The sequence below is a fragment of the Streptomyces sp. NPDC026246 genome, from assembly GCF_055567995.1.
On record NZ_JBVHPJ010000019.1, the window covers coordinates 55,766 to 73,170 of the forward strand.

Annotated in this window: 13 protein-coding genes; 10 read left to right on the top strand and 3 right to left on the bottom strand. The window is 73.4% G+C overall.

The genetic code is table 11. From position 1 onward, the window contains the following. Positions 1-2: 2 nt before the first annotated feature. Complete coding sequence (gene gatB / locus ACZ4M5_RS32505) at positions 3-1,517, top strand: Asp-tRNA(Asn)/Glu-tRNA(Gln) amidotransferase subunit GatB (protein WP_467742281.1); 1,515 nt, start codon at positions 3-5, stop codon at positions 1,515-1,517. 81 nt (positions 1,518-1,598) lie between these two features. Here the strand turns inward: gatB and ACZ4M5_RS32510 are convergent, their stop codons facing one another. After that, positions 1,599-2,405, bottom strand: coding sequence for an SAM-dependent methyltransferase (locus ACZ4M5_RS32510; protein WP_467742283.1), 807 nt, complete (start codon positions 2,403-2,405; stop codon positions 1,599-1,601). A 192-nt stretch (positions 2,406-2,597) separates the two neighbouring features. On the opposite strand from ACZ4M5_RS32510, the gene ACZ4M5_RS32515 reads away from it, so the two are divergent. The 7 genes from ACZ4M5_RS32515 to ACZ4M5_RS32545 all read left to right on the top strand — a co-directional run bounded on the left by ACZ4M5_RS32515 (position 2,598) and on the right by ACZ4M5_RS32545 (position 10,397). Further along, positions 2,598-2,972 carry a hypothetical protein gene (locus ACZ4M5_RS32515; RefSeq protein WP_467742285.1) on the top strand — a complete coding sequence of 125 codons (375 nt, stop codon included), beginning with the start codon at positions 2,598-2,600 and terminating at the stop codon, positions 2,970-2,972. 157 nt (positions 2,973-3,129) lie between these two features. Further along, the gene (locus ACZ4M5_RS32520; protein ID WP_467742287.1) at positions 3,130-5,373 is read left to right on the top strand and encodes an MMPL family transporter; all 2,244 of its coding nucleotides are present in this window, start codon (positions 3,130-3,132) and stop codon (positions 5,371-5,373) included. Continuing rightward, entirely contained in the window at positions 5,351-5,923 is a 573-nt protein-coding gene (locus tag ACZ4M5_RS32525; RefSeq protein ID WP_467742289.1) for a GNAT family N-acetyltransferase, read from the top strand. The genes ACZ4M5_RS32520 and ACZ4M5_RS32525 overlap by 23 nt, the downstream gene beginning before the upstream one ends. A 35-nt stretch (positions 5,924-5,958) precedes the next feature. Then, positions 5,959-6,513 carry a hypothetical protein gene (locus tag ACZ4M5_RS32530; protein ID WP_467742291.1) on the top strand — a complete coding sequence of 185 codons (555 nt, stop codon included), beginning with the start codon at positions 5,959-5,961 and terminating at the stop codon, positions 6,511-6,513. A gap of 169 nt (positions 6,514-6,682) precedes the next feature. Continuing rightward, positions 6,683-6,895 carry a hypothetical protein gene (locus ACZ4M5_RS32535; RefSeq protein WP_467742293.1) on the top strand — a complete coding sequence of 71 codons (213 nt, stop codon included), beginning with the start codon at positions 6,683-6,685 and terminating at the stop codon, positions 6,893-6,895. Positions 6,896-7,098: 203 nt separating this feature from the next. After that, positions 7,099-10,173 carry a helix-turn-helix transcriptional regulator gene (locus ACZ4M5_RS32540; protein ID WP_467742295.1) on the top strand — a complete coding sequence of 1,025 codons (3,075 nt, stop codon included), beginning with the start codon at positions 7,099-7,101 and terminating at the stop codon, positions 10,171-10,173. Positions 10,174-10,223: 50 nt separating this feature from the next. Further along, positions 10,224-10,397 (top strand): DUF6191 domain-containing protein, encoded by a 174-nt coding sequence (locus ACZ4M5_RS32545; protein ID WP_467742297.1) that lies wholly within the window; start codon positions 10,224-10,226, stop codon positions 10,395-10,397. 63 nt (positions 10,398-10,460) lie between these two features. Here ACZ4M5_RS32545 and ACZ4M5_RS32550 read toward each other — a convergent pair whose 3' ends face one another. After that, entirely contained in the window at positions 10,461-11,624 is a 1,164-nt protein-coding gene (locus ACZ4M5_RS32550) for a PQQ-dependent sugar dehydrogenase (RefSeq protein WP_467742299.1), read from the bottom strand. Positions 11,625-11,742: 118 nt separating this feature from the next. Next, on the bottom strand, positions 11,743-12,741 hold the full coding sequence (locus ACZ4M5_RS32555) for an aldo/keto reductase (RefSeq protein ID WP_467742301.1): 999 nt from the start codon (positions 12,739-12,741) through the stop codon (positions 11,743-11,745). Between the two features lie 77 nt (positions 12,742-12,818). Here ACZ4M5_RS32555 and ACZ4M5_RS32560 point away from each other — a divergent pair, with 77 nt between their 5' ends. Next, the gene (locus ACZ4M5_RS32560; protein ID WP_467742303.1) at positions 12,819-13,769 is read left to right on the top strand and encodes a 2-hydroxyacid dehydrogenase; all 951 of its coding nucleotides are present in this window, start codon (positions 12,819-12,821) and stop codon (positions 13,767-13,769) included. A 421-nt stretch (positions 13,770-14,190) separates the two neighbouring features. Beyond that, positions 14,191-17,208: a putative bifunctional diguanylate cyclase/phosphodiesterase gene (locus ACZ4M5_RS32565; protein ID WP_467742305.1), complete on the top strand. Its 3,018-nt coding sequence runs from the start codon at positions 14,191-14,193 to the stop codon at positions 17,206-17,208. Positions 17,209-17,405 lie beyond the last annotated feature (197 nt).

A 17,405-nucleotide genomic window follows, 5' to 3' on the forward strand; every position in this document is an offset into this window, starting at 1 on the left:
CCGTGACCACCACGACCGACCTGGTGTCGTACGAGGACGCACTCGCGTCGTACGACCCCGTCATGGGCCTCGAGGTCCATGTCGAACTCGGCACCAAGACCAAGATGTTCTGCGGTTGCTCGACCGCCCTCGGCCAGGACGCCAACACGCAGACCTGCCCGGTCTGCCTCGGCATGCCCGGCGCGCTCCCGGTCGTCAACGCGACCGGCGTCGAGTCCGCCATCAAGATCGGCCTCGCGCTGAACTGCGAGATCGCCGAGTGGTGCCGCTTCGCCCGGAAGAACTACTTCTATCCGGACATGCCGAAGAACTTCCAGACCTCCCAGTACGACGAGCCGATCGCCTTCAACGGCTACCTCGACGTACAGCTGGAGGACGGCGAGACCTTCCGCGTGGAGATCGAGCGCGCCCACATGGAGGAGGACACCGGCAAGTCGACGCACGTCGGCGGCGCCACCGGCCGTATCCACGGCGCGTCCCACTCCCTGCTGGACTACAACCGCGCCGGCATCCCCCTCATCGAGATCGTCACCAAGCCGATCGAGGGCGCCGGCGAGCGGGCCCCCGAGGTCGCCCGGGCGTACGTCCGTGAGCTGCGCGAGGTCATCAAGGCGCTCGGCGTCTCCGAGGCCCGCATGGAGATGGGCCAGATGCGCTGCGACGTGAACCTGTCGCTGCGCCCGCACGGCACCGAGAAGTTCGGCACCCGTTCGGAGACCAAGAACGTCAACTCGCTGCGGTCCGTGGAGCGCGCGGCCCGTTTCGAGATCCAGCGGCACGCGGCCGTGCTGTCCTCGGGCGGCACGATCATCCAGGAGACCCGCCACTTCCACGAGGACACGGGGTCGACGACCTCGGGCCGCGTGAAGGAGGAGGCCGAGGACTACCGGTACTTCCCGGAGCCCGACCTCGTCCCGGTGGCCCCGTCCCGTGCGTGGGTCGAGGAGATCCGGGCCGCGCTGCCCGAGCTGCCGCTGGTCCGCCGCAACCGGCTCCGCGAGGAGTGGGGCATCTCCGGCACCGACATGCAGGCCATCCTCAACGCCGGTGCGCTGGAGCCGATCGTCGCCACCATCGAGGCCGGGGCCGACGCCGCCTCCGCCCGCAAGTGGTGGATGGGCGAGCTGGCCCGCAGCGCCAACGAGTCGGGCACGGCGCTCGACGAGCTGGCGATCACGCCGGAGCAGGTGGCCCGGGTCACCGAGCTCGTCGCGAAGGGCGACCTGAACGACAAGCTGGCCCGGCAGGTCATCGAGGGCGTCCTCGCGGGCGAGGGCACCCCGGACGAGGTCGTCGACAAGCGCGGTCTGAAGGTCGTCTCCGACGAGGGCGCCCTCACCACCGCCGTCGAGGAGGCCATCGCCGGCAACCCGGGCGTCGCGGACAAGATCCGCGGCGGCAAGGTGGCCGCGGCCGGTGCGCTGGTCGGCGCGGTCATGAAGGCCACCCGCGGCCAGGCCGACGCGGCCCGCGTCAAGGAGCTGATCCTTCAGAAGCTGGGCGTCAGCGAGGGCTGACCCCCCCCGTGGACCCGGGCGAGGGGGGACGCACCGGACCCGGTGCGTCCCCCCTGTCCTTCACTCGGGGGCGGCACGCCCTCAGAGGCGGCGGCCGACGACCCGGACGAAGCCGAGCGTCTCGCCCCGGTCCCGGCGCAGCATCTCGGCGCTGCGCCGGGCCATGCGGACGTGCCACTCGTCCGTGTGCTCGTCGGCCACGATCTCCGACCACCGCAGCCAGTCGCGCCAGCCGTCCTCCAGCCAGTCCGCGGTCTCCACCTCCACGGCCCCGCTGCGGGTCCAGTGGCGGCGCCACCACGCGGCCGGGTGGAAGCACCAGAACGCCGGCTCCCAGTAGGGCTTCAGGTGCTCCGGAGGCTCGGTGCCGTCGATCTCCTCGCGCAGCGCCGGAACGACGACGCCGATCCGCCCGCCGGGCTTGAGCAGCGGCGTCAGCGCGGGCAGGTAGAGGTCGTCGGTGCCGAAGTACTGGTAGGCGTCGACGGAGACGATCGCGTCGAAGGTGCTCTCGCCGAACGGCAGGTCGTGCGCCTCGGCCAGCACGGGCAGCACGCGGTCCGCGACGCCCGCCTCGGCGATGCGCGCGGCGTTCTCGCCGGGTTTGATCCACAGGTCGGCCGCCGTGACCTGGAGGTCGTACTCCCTGGCCAGGAAGACCGAGGTCATGGCGCGGCCGCAGCCCAGGTCGAGCACGCGCGAGCCGGGGCTCAGCGTGTCGAGCCCCAGGGCCGGGGCCAGCCACTCCAGCAGCCACAGCGCGTGCGGGCCCATCTGGTTGTCGACGGTCCAGCGGGCGTCGTAGCCGTTGCTGCGCGGGCAGCCGGGATGCCTCACACGGTCAGCGAGGGGGGCGTCCGAAGGGGGGAAGGTGAGGTCGTCGTGCATCGGTGAACGGGCTCCTTGAGTCCTCGAGGAAGAAGGGGTGTGCGTCGGAGCTCGGTCGGACCGTCAAACAATGCACCTGCTTCGGCGGGGCGGCGCGGGGCGCCGCGGGCGTACCGGGACGCGCGGACGCTAGCAGCCGGACCACCGGCCCCGCATCCGGTTTCCGTCACCCGGCGCGCTACCGTTCCGGCCATGAGTGGACGCGCTGAATCCGACGCCGGTCCCGAGACGGCGGACCCGGAGACGGCCGCGGACCCGGAGACGGCCGCGGAGCAGGAGACGGCCGCGGAGCAGGACGGCGACGCCGAGGACCACCTCCGTCAGGACGCCCGCCGGGCCCGCTGGACGGCGGCCGGTGCCGGCGCCGCCCTGACGCTGGCCGGCCTGGCCGCCGCGCTCCTCCGCCTCGCCCGCTCCACGCCCGCCTTCGTCCCGGCCGCCTACGCCGGCGGAGCCGCGGTCTGCGCCGCGGCCGCCGTGCTCGGATCCCGGGGGCGGACCCGGCGGGCCCTGTGGCTGCTGATAGCCGGAGTGATGGTCATGGCGCTGGGTGACCAGTTCGACTGACCGCTGCCATTGTGAATAAGCCCACGAATGCCGCAATGGATCTTTTTCGCCTGTAAGAGTGGCTTTGCATTGCTCATGCGTTCTTTGCGGGCTGTTCGGTTCCCCGACGACTGATCCCGGTCAAAGATCCACACAAGGCAACTCCGGGAGCACGTTCGTGGCAGCCCTCGCACGCTGGTGTGTCCAGCGCCGTCTGGTCACTGTTCTGCTGTGGCTCCTCGCCTTCGCGGGCGTCGCCACCGGCGCCGCCGTCGCGGGCACGACGTACTCCAACGACTACGAGGTCCCGGGCACCGAGTCCGGCCGGGCCACCCAGCTGCTGCACGAGGGCTTCCCCCAGCTCGGCGGCGACAGCGACACCGTCGTCTGGCACACCCCGTCCGGCAGCGTGCGCGGCACCGACGTCGAGCAGACCATGACCCGCACCCTGGAGCGCATCGAGGACCTGCCCGGCGTGGCCTCGGTCGCCGGCCCCTACGGCCCGGGCACCGGCCGCGTCAGCGCCGACGGCCGGACCGCGTACGCCACGGTCACCTTCGACGACCGGGCCGAGGACATCGACAGGGGCGAGGCACAGGCGGTCGTCGACACCGCCAAGGCCGCCGAGGGCGACGGACTGCAGGTGGAGCTCGGCGGCAGCGCCGTGGCCCTCACCCAGTCCTCCGGCGGGCACCTCGCCGAGGTCGTCGGCGTGGCCGTCGCCGCGGCCGTGCTGTTCCTGGCCTTCGGCTCGGTCGCCGCCTCCCTGCTGCCCATCGCCACCGCCCTGGTCGGCGTCGGCACCGCCTACGCCGGGATCGTGCTGCTCGGGCACGCCATGACCGTCGCCGACTTCGCGCCCATGCTCGGCATACTCATCGGGCTCGGCGTCGGCATCGACTACGCGCTGTTCATCGTCACCAGACACCGGCGCGGACTCAAACGCGGACTGTCCGTCCCCGAGGCGGCCACCAACGCCGTCGCGACCACCGGGCGCGCGGTCGTCTTCGCGGGTGCCACCGTTTGCATCGCCCTGCTGGGCATGCTGATCCTGCAGCTGGGCTTCCTCAACGGCGTCGCCATAGCGGCGAGCCTGACGGTGGTCCTCACCGTCGCGGCGTCCGTGACCCTGCTGCCCGCCCTGCTGTCCCTGATCGGCATGCGCGCCCTCAGCCGGCGCGAACGCCGCCGGCTGGCCGAGCACGGGCCCGAGCCCGAAGTGCCCACCGGTTTCGCCGCCCGCTGGTCGGCGTTCGTCGAGCGCCACCCCAAGCTGCTCGGCGTGATCGCGCTGGCCGTCATGGCCGTCCTCGCGCTGCCCACCTTCTCCCTCCACCTGGGCACCTCCGACCAGGGCAACGACCCGCGGGCCACCACCACACGCCAGGCCTACGACCTGATCGCCGACGGCTTCGGACCCGGCGTGAACGGCCCCCTCACCCTCGTCACCGAGGTCGACGGCGGCGCCGACCGGCTCGCCCTGGACAACCTCGACGCCACCCTGCGCACCACCGAGGGCGTCGCCTCGGTCACCCCGGTGACCTTCGACGCCGGCGGCCACACCGCGTACCTGACCGTCGTACCGGAGTCCTCCCCGCAGTCGCAGCGGACCAGCGACCTCGTGGACCGGCTGCGCGAGGACGTGCTGCCGCGCGCCGAGTCGGGCACCTCGCTCGACGTGCAGGTCGGCGGCATGACGGCCGGCTACGACGACTTCGCCGAGGTCATCGTCTCCAAGCTGCCCGTGTTCGTCGGGGTCGTGATCGGCCTGGGCTGCCTGCTGCTCCTGCTGGCGTTCCGCTCGATCGGCATCCCGCTCAAGGCCGCCGCGATGAACATCGCCGCCGTGGCCTCCGCGTTCGGTGTGGTCGTCGCGATCTTCCAGTGGGGCTGGGGCAGTGAACTGCTGGGCCTGGGCAGCGCGGGCCCCATCGAGCCGTTCCTCCCCGTGATCATGGTGTCGGTCCTCTTCGGCCTCTCCATGGACTACCAGGTCTTCCTGGTCAGCCGGATGTACGAGGAGTGGCTGGAGACCGGCGACAACCGGCGGGCCGTGCGCGTCGGCCTCGCCGAGACCAGCCGCGTCATCAACTCCGCGGCCGTCATCATGATCTCCGTCTTCCTGGCCTTCGTGCTCAGCGGCGACCGCGTGATCGCCATGTTCGGCATCGCCCTGGCCGCCGCCGTCGCCCTGGACGCCTTCGTCCTGCGCACCCTGCTGGTCCCCGCCCTGATGCATCTGCTCGGCGGCGCCAACTGGTGGCTGCCGCGCTGGCTCGACCGGCGCATGCCGCGCATCAGCATCGAGCCGCCCGAGACGCGCGCCACCCATGAGAGGCTGGCCGCCGCGACGGACGCCGAGGTGGCGGACGTCCTGGCGGAGGAGGAGCGACAGCGGGATGTACGCGATATCCCTGGGTGACGACGCCGAGCTGAGGCCCCTGGAGCCCTGGCACGCCGCCGAGTTCCTGGCACACCTGGAGCGCGGACGGGACTTCATCGGCCGGTACATCCCGTTCGGCACGACCGAGACGGACCTGGCCTCGGCGCGGGCGAAGCTCCAGCGGTACGCAGAGATGCGGGCCGCCGACACGGGCTCCCTGCACGGACTGTGGCTGGAGGGCACACTCGTGGGCGGGGTGCTGTTCCTCAACTTCGACGCGGCGAGCGGCAACTGCGAGGTCGGCTGCTGGCTGGAGCCGGCCGCCACCGGGCGGGGCCTGGTCACCCGGGCGATGCGGGTGCTGATCGACTGGGCCGTCGAGGAGCGCGGCATCCACCGCGTCGAGTGGGTCGCCGCCTCCGGCAACCGGCCCAGCCTGAACGTGGCGCGGCGACTCGGCATGAGCCGCGACGGTGTGCGGCGCGAGGCCCACCCCTATGGTGGCGTACGGCACGATCTCGAAGTCTGGTCGCTGCTGGCGCCCGAGTGGCGCGCCGCACGCGCGCGTGCCGCTCACGACGCTCCTTAAGAGACTTCTCAGACAGCGACCCTACGGTGCGAGACATGGCAACGAACGCAGTGGACGAGACCGAGGCCGCCGAGGCCACGACCGAGGAGAAGGCGGTGAAGACCACCGAGTCCGACGAGGTGACTCCAGCCGGGGCGCCCGAAGAGAACGAGGCCCTGGACGAGACCGGGGAAGCGGCGACCGGGCAGGAGCGCCCGTCCGGCGTCGGCCAGGGCGCCGCGGCCGTGGTCTCCGCCGCGCTGGGCCTCGTCTCGCTCACCGGCAGCTGGGTCGGCACCGTGGCCGCCGCGCGCCAGAACCTCATCGGCCAGCTGGAGACCACGCAGAACGCGAGCGTCGCCAAGCAGATCCAGGCCGTCTACGGCGACGCCTGGCAGACCACCGCCCTGTGGGCCGGCCTGTTCGCGCTGGCCGCGCTGATCGTCGGCGTCGTCACGCTGGCCCGCCCCGCGTTCGGCACGCCCGGCCGCGTCCAGGCGCCCTGGATCAAGTCGGTCGCCTGGGCGGGTGTCGCCCTCGGCGTCGTCGGACTGTTCCTGGCCGTGCTGAAGTACACCGACGTCCTGCTCGGACTGCCGTCGGCGAGCTGAACCGCAGCACATCCTGAGGGGCCTTAGGGCGTCCGTGAGCACCTTACGGACGACCCGGGGCCCCTCGGCCGTGTCCTAAGGCCCCCGCCCCGGCGGGAGATGCGGAACTCTCCCGATGTGGCCGCCCCGCCTGGGAGACGACAGTGGAGTCATCGCGGAGAAGCCCTCCGTGACCGACTCCCACCGAGGACACGCCATGTACGAGTACGAACTCCAGCGCCTGCACACCGCCGACCTCATCCGCCGGGCCGACCACGAGCGCCAGGTCCGCGAGGCCGACCGGGCCCGCCGCGCCGCCCGCCGCGATACGGATCACGACTCCGCCGAGCACGAGAGCCATAGCCGCCGCTTCCGCCGCCCGCGCCCCGCCCGGCCGGCGTGAACGCCGGGCCGGGACCGGCCCCGGGCGGCGGGGCACGCGGTGCACGGCCGGTGACCGAGCGGACGAGCACCGCCCCCGGAAGCGGATCCGGGGGCGGTGCGCTCGTCCGTCCGGCACCGGCCACCGCTTCCCTCCGCCCGCACGGCGACCGCTCGGGCGCGGCACCGGCGAAAACCGGTGCCGCCCCCTCCGCCGCACGTGCGATGCTCGGGACCGTGGAGACCAGGTCCGTCAGCCCCGTGTTCGTCGGCCGTGCCGAGGAGTTGGGCACGCTGCACGACGCGCTCGCCCGCTGCCGCGCCGGTGAACCGCAGGCACTGCTCCTCGGCGGCGAGGCCGGAGTCGGCAAGACCCGCCTGGTCGAGGAGTTCGCCGCCGCGGCCCGCGACCGGGGCGCGGTGGTCGCCCTGGGCGGCTGCGTGGAGATCGGCGCCGACGGACTGCCCTTCGCGCCCTTCTCCACGGCCCTGCGCGCCCTGCGCCGGGACCTGCCCGCCGAGCTGACCGACGCGGCCCAGGGCCAGGAGGAGGAGCTGGCCCGGCTGCTGCCCGAACTCGGCGAGTCCGGCACCGGACGGCACGACGAGAACGGCATGGCCCGCCTCTTCGAGCTCACCGCCCGCCTGCTGGAACGCGTCGCGGCCGAGCACACCGTCGTCCTCGCCCTGGAGGACCTGCACTGGGCCGACGCCTCCACCCGCCACCTGCTCGCCTACCTCTTCCGCACCCTGCGCACCGGCCGCCTCGTCGTCGTCGCCACCTACCGCTCGGACGACATCCACCGCCGCCACCCCATGCGGCCGCTGCTCGCCGAGCTCGACCGGCTGCGCACCGTCCGCCGCCTCGAACTGCGCCGCTTCACCCGCGAGGAGGTGGGCCGCCAGATCGCCGGCATCCTGGCGCAGGAACCCGACCCCGACCAGGTCGACGCGATCTTCGAACGCTCCGACGGCAACGCCTTCTTCGTGGAGGAACTCGCCGTCGCCGCCCACGAGGGCTGCCGGACGGGCCTGACCGACTCCCTGCGCGATCTGCTGCTCGTGCGGGTCGAGGGGATGCCGGAGCCGGCGCAGCAGATCGCCCGGATCGTCGCCGAGGGCGGCTCCACCGTCGAGTACCGCCTGCTCGCGGCCGTCGCCCGGCTCGCCGAGGACGACCTCATCGAGGCGCTGCGCGCCGCCGTGAACGCCGGCATCCTCGCCCCCGCACCGGGCGGCGACGGCTACCGCTTCCGGCACTCCCTGGTCCGCGAGGCCGTCAGCGACGACCTGCTTCCCGGTGAGCGCTCCCGCCTCAACCGCCGCTACGCCCAGGCCCTGGAGGCCGACCCGAATCTGGTCCCGGCCGACCAGCGCGCCACCCGCCTGGCCAGCTACTGGTACCACGCCCACGACGCCGCCAAGGCCCTGCCCGCCGTCCTCGAGGCCTCCGTCGAAGCCCGCCGCCGGCACGCCTACGCCGAGCAACTGCGCCTGCTGGAACGGGCGATGGAGCTGTGGGACTCGGCCCCCGAGGACGTGCGCCGCACGCTGCGCCCCGTCGACCACGCCGAGATCTATCCCCCCTGCGGCTGCGACCCGGCCACCACTGCCCTGCGCCACCTCGACCTGCTGGCCGAGGCGGCCGTGGCGGGGCGGCTCTGCGGGGAGCGCGAACGGGCCCTGAAGATCACCAAACGGGCGCTGCGGCTGCTGGAGGAGGACGGCACCGCGCCCTGCGGCACCGGCCGGCACCCGGGCGGCGCCGACCCCCAGCGCGCCGCCTGGTTCTGGATCCAGCGCTCCCGCCTGGTGCGGGGCCTCGCCCGCGGCGACGGCTGGCGGGAGATCGCCACCGCGCAGGAGCTGGTGCGCGGTCTGCCGCCGTCCGGGGTGCACGCCGAGGTGCTGGCCGCCGTCGCCCACTGGTCGATGCTCCACGAACCCGGGCCGCAGGCCCTGACGGCGGCCGAGCGGGCCGTGGAGTACGCGCGCATGGTCGGCGCCGACGACATCGCCTCCCACGCCCGGCTCACCCTCGGCGGCCTCATGGTCGACGCCGGGCAGATCGACGCCGGACTGGCCCACATGTACGACGTGCGCGACGAGGTGGTCGCCCGCGGTCTCGCCGCGATCGTCGGCCGCAGCCACGTGAACCTGCCGTCCGTCCTCGAAGGCGTCGGCCGCTCCGAGGAGGCCGTGGGCGTCCTCCAGGAGGGCCTGCGGCTCACCGCCAGGATGGGGCTGCGGGACACCGAGGCCTGGATCTGGAGCAACCTCGCCGAGTCGCTCCTGTCGCTGGGGCGCTGGGACGAGGCAGCCGAGGCCGCCGCCAACGCGCAGCGGCGCGGTCACACGGCCGGTCCGCACGGATCGGCCGCCAACAGCCTGGCGTACCTCGCCCTGGCCCGCGGCCGGGTGCCCGAGGCCGCCCGGCACCTCGCCGAGGGCCGGGCCGCCTACGGCCCGCACGACCCCATGCCCCAGCACGACCTGCCGCTCTCGTGCCTCACCATCGCCGTCGCCGTGCGGGAGGGCCGCCCGGCCGCCGCCCGCGCCGAACTCGCCCGCACCCTCGCGGCGGGCTTCCCGCCCGGCACCCAGCGCTACGCCTGGCCGCTGCTGCTCGAAGCGGCCGCCGCCGAGGCCGACGCCCGCGCCCTGCCCGCCGCGCAGGAGGGCCGCGACGAGGTCCTCGACAGCGTCTTCGAGACGGTCAGACGCCTCACCACCAACGCGCCCGTCTGGCTGGCGCACGAACAGTGGGTCCGCGCGGAGCTGCACCGCGCGCGGGGCCTGAGCGCTCCGGAGACCTGGTCCCGGGTGGTCACCGCCTTCGAACCCCTGGGGCGGCCCTACGATCTCGCCCGCGTCCGGTACCGCCTCGCCGAGTCGCTGCTCACCGGCGGGGGCGAGGACGACCGCGCCCGCGCCACGGAACTGCTCCGGCTCACCCACGCCGTAGCACGCCACCTCGGTGCCCGGCCGCTCGCCGACGCCGCCGGGGCGCTCGCCCGGCGGGCCCGGCTCCCGCTGGCGCCCGCCAACACGGCGGCCGGGGACCCCGCCGGCGCACTCGGCCTCACCAGCCGGGAGCGGGACGTGCTGCGGCTGGTGGCGGCCGGGCACACCAACCGCGGGATAGCGCAGGAGCTGTTCATCTCCCCGAAGACGGCGAGCGTCCACGTCTCCAACATCCTGGCCAAGCTCGGCGTCTCCGGGCGGGGCGAGGCGGCGGCGCTGGCGCACCGGCTGGGCCTGTTCCCGGCCGAGACGCTCCTGCCGGGTCCGGCGGGCTGAGGCATACGCTGGAACAGAGGTCGCGGTTCCCGCGGCTGAGGGAGGCAGAGTTGTTCAACATGTTCGAGGAACTGTTCTCGCCCGGCCGCAAGCACACCCGGGACGAACAGAAACGGCTGGAACTGACCCGGGAGGACGTCGGTGACGGCGATCCCGGGCGGGGTCCGATAGACCTGGCCTCCGGCAAGGTCGTCGTACGCCCGCCGGACGACGCGCAGGAGTAGCCGCAGCCCCGGCCCGTCCCCGCCACCCGGCGGCCCCGCCCGCGTGCCAACCCTCAGGGGCGGCTACCGGACCCGCACCTCCAGGATCCTGTCGTCCCCGTCCTTCGGGCTGCCGCGGCCGTCGGTGTTGCTGGTCATGACGTAGAGCCGGTCGCCGCCCGCCGCGACCACCGTGCGCAGCCGGCCGTACTCGTCCGTGAGGAACGGCTGCGGCTCCGCCGCCGCCTTCGTGCCGTCCAGCGGGATGCGCCACAGCCGCTTGCCCCGCAGGCCCGCCATCCAGACCGACCCCTCGGCGTGAGCGATGCCGCTGGGGGACGCCTCGCCCGTGGACCACTGCTCCACCGGGTTGTGGAACCCGGACTCGTCCGAGGTGCCCTCCGCCTCCGGCCAGCCGTAGTTGTCACCGGGCTTGATCGCGTTCAGCTCGTCCCAGGTGTCCTGCCCGAACTCCGAGGCGAACAGCCGCTGCCGCCCGTCCCAGGCGAGCCCCTGCACATTGCGGTGGCCGTAGGAGTACACCGGCGAGTCCGGGAACGGGTTGCCCGGGGCGGGCTCGCCCTCCGGCGTGAGGCGGAGGATCTTGCCGCCCAGGGAGTCCTTGTCCTGGGACAGGCCGGTGTCGCCGCTCTCGCCCGTGCCGGCGTACAGCATCTTGTCCGGCCCGAACGCGATCCGGCCGCCGTTGTGGACGAAGCCCTTGGGGATGCCCTTGAAGACGGTGTCGGGGGCGCCGAGCTGCTCGCCGGCGGGCTTGCGGTCGTCGTAGAGCATCCGCACGACGCGGTTGTCCGAGGCCGAGGTGAAGTACGCGTAGATCATGCGGTCCGAGGCGAAGTCGGGGGAGAGGGCGATGCCGAGAAGACCGCCCTCCCCGGCCGCGGACACCCCCGCCACCTCGCCCAGCTCGGTCTTCTTGCCGGTCTTCTCGTCCACGCGCACGATCGTCGCCTCGTCGCGCGAGGAGACGAGCAGGCCGCCGCCCGGGACGGCGGCCAGCCCCCAGGGGGAGTCCAGGCCCTCGGCGACGGTGCGCAGCACCTTCACCGAGCCCTTGGCGGGCGGGACCTCGGCGGACTGCCGCGGCGGGGCGGACGCTCCCGGTCCGGTCCGGCTCGCGGAGGCACTGCCGTCCGGACCGGCGGACCCCTCGTCGCCGGAGGAGCAGCCGGCCGTCAGCAGGAGCGTGGCGGCGGCCAGGACGGCCGGCACGGCTCGACGTCGCACGATCTTGGTCCCTTCGACGGGGCGGGTCCTCTCCCTGTCATACACCGCACGCGCCCGGGAAGTTCCCGATCAGCCGAAGCCGGACCCGCCCCCACCGGCTTCCCCGTGCCGCCGCGGCTCAGTCCCAGGATCCCCGCGCGGGCGGGAGATACGCCAGTTCCTGCAGATCGTCGCTGGTCAGACGCAGCTGTGCCGCGGCCGAGTTCTCCGTGACCCACCGTTCGTGCTTGGTGCCCGGCACCGGCACGACGTGCTCGCCCTGGGCCAGGACCCAGGCCAGGGCGACCTGCGCGGGGGTGACGGCCGGGCCGTGCCGGCGGGCCACACGGCGCAGGCCGGCGACGATCGGCTGGTTCGCGGCCATCATCTCGCCGGTGAAACGCGGATGCCGGGCGCGCGGGTCGTCCGCCTCGAACCCGGCGCCGGGCCGCAGCCGGCCGGTCAGGAAGCCGTTGCCCAGCGGCATCGCGGCGAGGAACCCGACACCCCGGCCCCGGCACCACGGCAGCAGCGTCCGCAGCGCCTCCGGCGACCACACCGACAGCTCCGCCTGCACCGCGCTCACCGGGAACACCTGCTGCACGCGCTCCAGTTGCCGCACGGTCGCGTCGTACGGCCGGACCCGGCCCCTGCGCGAGGACCCGGCACCCACCGCGCACAGGCCCAGCGCCCTCACCTTCCCGGCGTGGACGAGGTCCGCCATCGCACCCCAGGTCTCCTCGACGGGCACCTCGGGATCGGCCCGGTGCAACTGGTAGAGGTCGATGACATCCGTCTGGAGCCGCCGCAGCGACGCGTCGCACGCCCGTTTCACGTACCCGGGGCGGCCGTTGGCGACGATGTGCTGGTCGCCCACGAGCAGCCCGACCTTCGTCGACACGAACGCGTCGGCGCGCCGCTCCTTCAACACCCGCCCCAGCAGCAGCTCATTGGTGAACGGGCCGTACATGTCGGCCGTGTCCAGCAGGGAGGCGCCCAGGTCCAGCGCCCGGTGCACCGCCCTGAGCGATTCGTCGCCGCGCCGCCGCGAGGCGCTGTAGGCCCAGCTCATCGGCATGCACCCGAGTCCGACGGCCCCCACCGCGAGTGCCCCCGCGCCGATCGTCCTGCGCTCCACGTGGTCGTGACCCTCCCTGTTCCGGCCACCCCAACCTAACCTCTGCCGTGGCGCGGCCCTGACATAGCCTCCGGAGCATGACTGCTGACGTGTGGCTGCCCATCCCGCCGGACGAGATCGAGGGACTCCCCGAGGGTCCGGACTACCACTTCTGGGACGGGACGCAGGACTTCCCCGCGGACCCGGCCGACTGCGCCTTCTACGTCGTCCCCTATATGAAGCCCAGTGCGCTGTGCGTACGCCCGCTGCCCGGGATGCGCCGGGTGGAGGTGGTGCAGACGCTGTCCGCCGGGATCGACCACGTCGAGCCGGGCCTTCGGGACCTGCGGCCCGGGGTGCGGCTGTGCAACGCGCGCGGAGTGCACGAGGCCAGCACGGCGGAACTGACCCTGGCGCTGGTCCTGGCCTCGCTGCGCGGACTGCCCGACTTCGTCCGCGCGCAGGAACGGGGCGAGTGGCTCGGCGGGTTCCGGCCCGCGCTCGCCGACAGGAACATCCTCATCGTCGGCTACGGATCGATCGGCGCCGCCATCGAGGACCGGCTCGTTCCGTTCGAGGTGGCGCGGGTGGCGCGCGTCGCGCGCTCCGCGCGCACGACGGCGCGCGGGCCGGTGCACCCGCTCACCGAACTGCCCGCGCTGCTGCCCGAGGCGGACGTCGTCATCCTCTCCACCCCGCTCACGGAGACGACCCGCGGCCTGGCGGGAGCCGACTTCCTGTCCCGGATGAAGGACGGCGCCCTGCTGGTCAACGTCGCCCGCGGACCCGTCGTCGACACCAAGGCCCTGCTCGCCGAGGTCGACAGCGGCCGGATCACCGCGGCCCTCGACGTCACCGACCCCGAGCCCCTCCCGCGCGAACACCCCCTGTGGCGTGCGCCGGGGGTACTCATCAGCCCTCACGCGGGCGGACCCACCTCCGCGTTCCTGCCGCGCGCCCGGCGGCTCCTGGTGGCCCAGTTGAGCCGTTACGTGAACCGGGAGCCGCTCCGGAACGTGATTCTCACGACGGGTGCACCAACCGACTGACCGACCTTCGGGTACCGTCCGCAACCTTCCAGGTGCGGTGGGTACTCATATATCTGTTGATCGTCACGGAGCGTAGAGAACCTATGTCCCTGAGTGACGAGACTGGTGTATCGTCCCGACAGGGGCTGCGCCGGGGACCGTTCGGCGCCGGGGACGAGCACTTCAGACTGTGAGGGGGGCGACAGGCGATGCACGGCCTATGGACGAGCGATCCGACGGGGCGGGGCGGCCGGCGGCGACCCGGGCGGACGGCCGCGGGTAGCCGCGGCCGGCGCGCCGATCACGGCGGCCACCGCACATGTCACAGCGATCATCACACCCAGCACAGCCACCACCGCAGGGCCGGCGTCCGCCGACGGCAGGCCCAGCCGGTCCACCGGGGTCCACGGGACCCGGGCGCGGAGCGAGCCGGGAGGGCCCGGTGAGCGCGCCCCCGACGACCCCCACGCTGGACGGAACGCTGCGGGCACAGCCTCCGTCCCGGACCGCGCAGCCGCCCCGTACACCGGCCCCCGGCCACCGGCCGGGCCCGGCCCTCCAGCTCGTCCTCGCCCTGGCCTGCGCGGGATACGCCGTCGGTGCCGCCTTCGGCTGGGGTTCGAGCCGACTGGCCCTGATCATGGGCGACTTCGGGCTCAGCGCGGCGGCCGCCACCGCGGCGGTCTCGTGCTTCCTGTACGCCCGCAGCCGCCGCACCCGCTTCCGGCCCGCCTGGCTGCTGTTCGGCCTCTCCTCGGCCATGGCGTCCCTGGGCAACCTGGTCTGGGGGTGGTACGAGGTGGTCCTGGGACTGCCCGTGCCCAGTCCCAGCTACGCCGACCTGTTCTTCCTCTGCTTCGCGCCACCGGCGATCGTCGGGCTGCTCGTGCTCGCCAAACGGCCGGTGACCAAGGCCGGCTGGGTCTGCCTCGGGCTCGACGCCTGGCTGATCGGCGGCTCGTTGCTGACGCTGGCCTGGAGCCTCGCCCTCGCCCAGGCCGCGAAATCCGAAGGGCCCGGCGTGGCGCACACCGCGCTCTCGCTGGCGTACCCGCTGCTGGACATCGCCCTGGTCAGCATGGTGCTCGCGCTGCACTTCCGGCGCTCGGCGGTGAACCGCTCGGCGGTCAACACCGCCATCGGCGCCCTCGCGCTGACCGTGATGTGCGACGCCCTGTTCACCTCTCCGCTGCTGCACCACGGCTACCGCTCCGGCCAGCTGCTCGACGCGGGCTGGTTCACCGGCTCGCTGCTCCTGGCCTACGCCCCCTGGGTCGCGCCCCGGACCGCGGAGGGCGACCGCCCGGGGTCGGACCGGCCTGGTGCGGAGACGCACACGCGCGTGGTGCACGAGCACGTGCCCGGGCAGCGCGGCGGCGCACACCCCACCCCGGCCGGACCCGCCAACGAGACCGTCCGGTACCCGGCGGCCCGGCCCATCGCCGGCTCGCTCGCCGCCCTCACGCCGTACCTCGCGGCAGCCGTGTGCACCCTGGGGATCCTCTACAACGTCCTCAACGGCCGCAGCGTCGACCGCGTGGTCCTGCTCACCGGCGGCACGGTCGTGCTCGCGCTCGTCGTGCGCCAGGGCATCATGCTGCTCGACAACATCACCCTCACCCAGGAACTGGCCCAGAAGGAGAACCACTTCCGCTCCCTGGTCCAGGGCTCCAGCGACGTCATCATGATCGCCGCCCCCAGCGGTGTCCTCAGATACGTCTCGCCCGCCGCCGCCGGGGTCTACGGCCGGCCCGCCGAGGACCTGGTGGGCACGGAACTGGCCGGTCTCATCCACCCGGAGGACCTCGGCTGCGTCGTGCACGAGGTGCGGCGCTTCCTCGCCGCCCACCCCGTCGAGGAACCCACCACGCGCATCGAGTGCCGCTTCCGCTCGGGCGAGGGCGGCTGGCTGAACGTCGAGTCGACCGTCAACCGCCACCAGGGCGGCCTGATCTTCAACTGCCGGGACGTGACCGAACGCGTCCGGCTCCAGGCCCAGTTGCAGCACAACGCCGAGCACGACCCGCTCACCGACCTGCCCAACCGCGCCCTGTTCACCAAGCGCGTCCAGCACGCCCTGTCCGGCCGCCGCGCCTCCGACCGGGGCCTGGCCCTGCGGAACACGGCCGTGCTCTTCATCGACCTCGACGGGTTCAAGGCCGTCAACGACACGATCGGGCACCAGGCCGGGGACGAACTCCTCGTCCAGGCCGCGCGCCGGCTGCAGGACTCCGTACGGCAGGGCGACACCGCCTCGCGGCTCGGCGGGGACGAGTTCGCCGCCCTGATCGTCGGGGACAACACCCGCGACCGGGACGCGCGGGAGCGGCACATCCTGGAGCTGGCCGACCGCCTCAGGACCACCCTGTCCCAGCCGTACCTCATCGACGGCAACGATGTCCGGGTCAACGCGTCCATCGGCGTCGCCTTCGCCGAGCCCGGCCTCGGCGCGGGCGAGCTGCTGCGCAACGCCGACCTGGCCATGTACCGGGCCAAGGCCGGTGGCAAGGGGCGCGTGGAGCTGTACCGGCCGCAGATGCAGCAGGACGTCGTGCGCAAGGCCGAACTGGCCACCCGGCTGCGGGCCGCCCTGCACGACGGCGAGTTCGCCCTGCTGCACCAGCCGGTGGTGTCCCTGGAGGACGGCCGGATCACGTCGGTGGCCGCACAGGCGCGCTGGCGCTCCTCCCAGGGGGTGCTCTTCACCCCGGCGGAGTTCCTGCGGGTGGCCGAGGACGGCGGCAGAACGGCCGAACTGGGCCGCTGGATGATCGAGGAGGCGGTCGAGCAGGCCGCCGAGCGGCACGCCACGGGACCGGCCGTACCGGTCGCGGTCCGGATGAGCGCCCGGCGGCTGCTGGACACGTCGATGCCGCTCGGCTCGATCGAGGCCCTGCTCACCCGGCACGGACTGCCGTCCGGCGCGCTGATCATCGAGCTGTCCGACGCCGACCCGCGGGTCTCCATGGACGAGCTGGAGCGGCGCCTGGCGGCTCTGCGGCGGGTGGGCGTACGGATCGCGCTCGACGGCTTCGGCAGCGGCTACGCGGCGATCACGGCCCTCAGAAGGCTGCCCGTGGACGTGCTCAAGCTCGACCGTGACCTCGTCGACGGCGTGGTCGAGTCCGCGCGCCTGCACAAGATCACCAGCGGGCTGCTCCGGATCGCCGGCGACCTCGGGCTGCAGTCCGTGGCCGAGGGGGTCGACCTGCCCGAGCAGGTGGTCGCCCTGCGCGCGATGGGCTGCACGCACGGGCAGGGCATGGCGTTCTCCGGGCCGCTCGACGAGTACCGGCTGCGCCGGGCACTGGCCGGCGGCCGTTACCCGGTGCCGAACGGGCCCGCCGAGCCGGCGTTCGCGGGCGGCACCCCGCGTCTGTACAGCTCGGGCGTGTCCGCCGTCATCGGCGGTGGGACGGCCCTCCGTTCACATAATGAGACTCCCGTCCCACCCACTTGACAGTGAGTGTGTGCCGGGGGGAGGGTCAGTGCCATGCGCACCCGAATTCTCGTACTTGGAAAGCGCGTCGGCTGACGCTGAGCTTCGACCGCTCAGCGACCCCACCCGGCGCGCTCCCCTCGCTTGCCTTACGGCACGAGGGGTTTTTTGTTGCACCAGCACCTGCCGTGCGGCAGAACAGCACCGCCCAAACCTCG

What these genes read in the sequence shown, in the direction of transcription:
- ACZ4M5_RS32510 (WP_467742283.1), bottom strand. Translation starts at nt 2,405, where the DNA reads ATGCACGACGACCTCACCTTCCCCCCTTCGGACGCCCCCCTCGCTGAC.
- ACZ4M5_RS32515 (WP_467742285.1), top strand. Translation starts at nt 2,598, where the DNA reads ATGAGTGGACGCGCTGAATCCGACGCCGGTCCCGAGACGGCGGACCCG.
- ACZ4M5_RS32525 (WP_467742289.1), top strand. Translation starts at nt 5,351, where the DNA reads ATGTACGCGATATCCCTGGGTGACGACGCCGAGCTGAGGCCCCTGGAG.
- ACZ4M5_RS32530 (WP_467742291.1), top strand. Translation starts at nt 5,959, where the DNA reads ATGGCAACGAACGCAGTGGACGAGACCGAGGCCGCCGAGGCCACGACC.
- ACZ4M5_RS32540 (WP_467742295.1), top strand. Translation starts at nt 7,099, where the DNA reads ATGCTCGGGACCGTGGAGACCAGGTCCGTCAGCCCCGTGTTCGTCGGC.
- ACZ4M5_RS32560 (WP_467742303.1), top strand. Translation starts at nt 12,819, where the DNA reads ATGACTGCTGACGTGTGGCTGCCCATCCCGCCGGACGAGATCGAGGGA.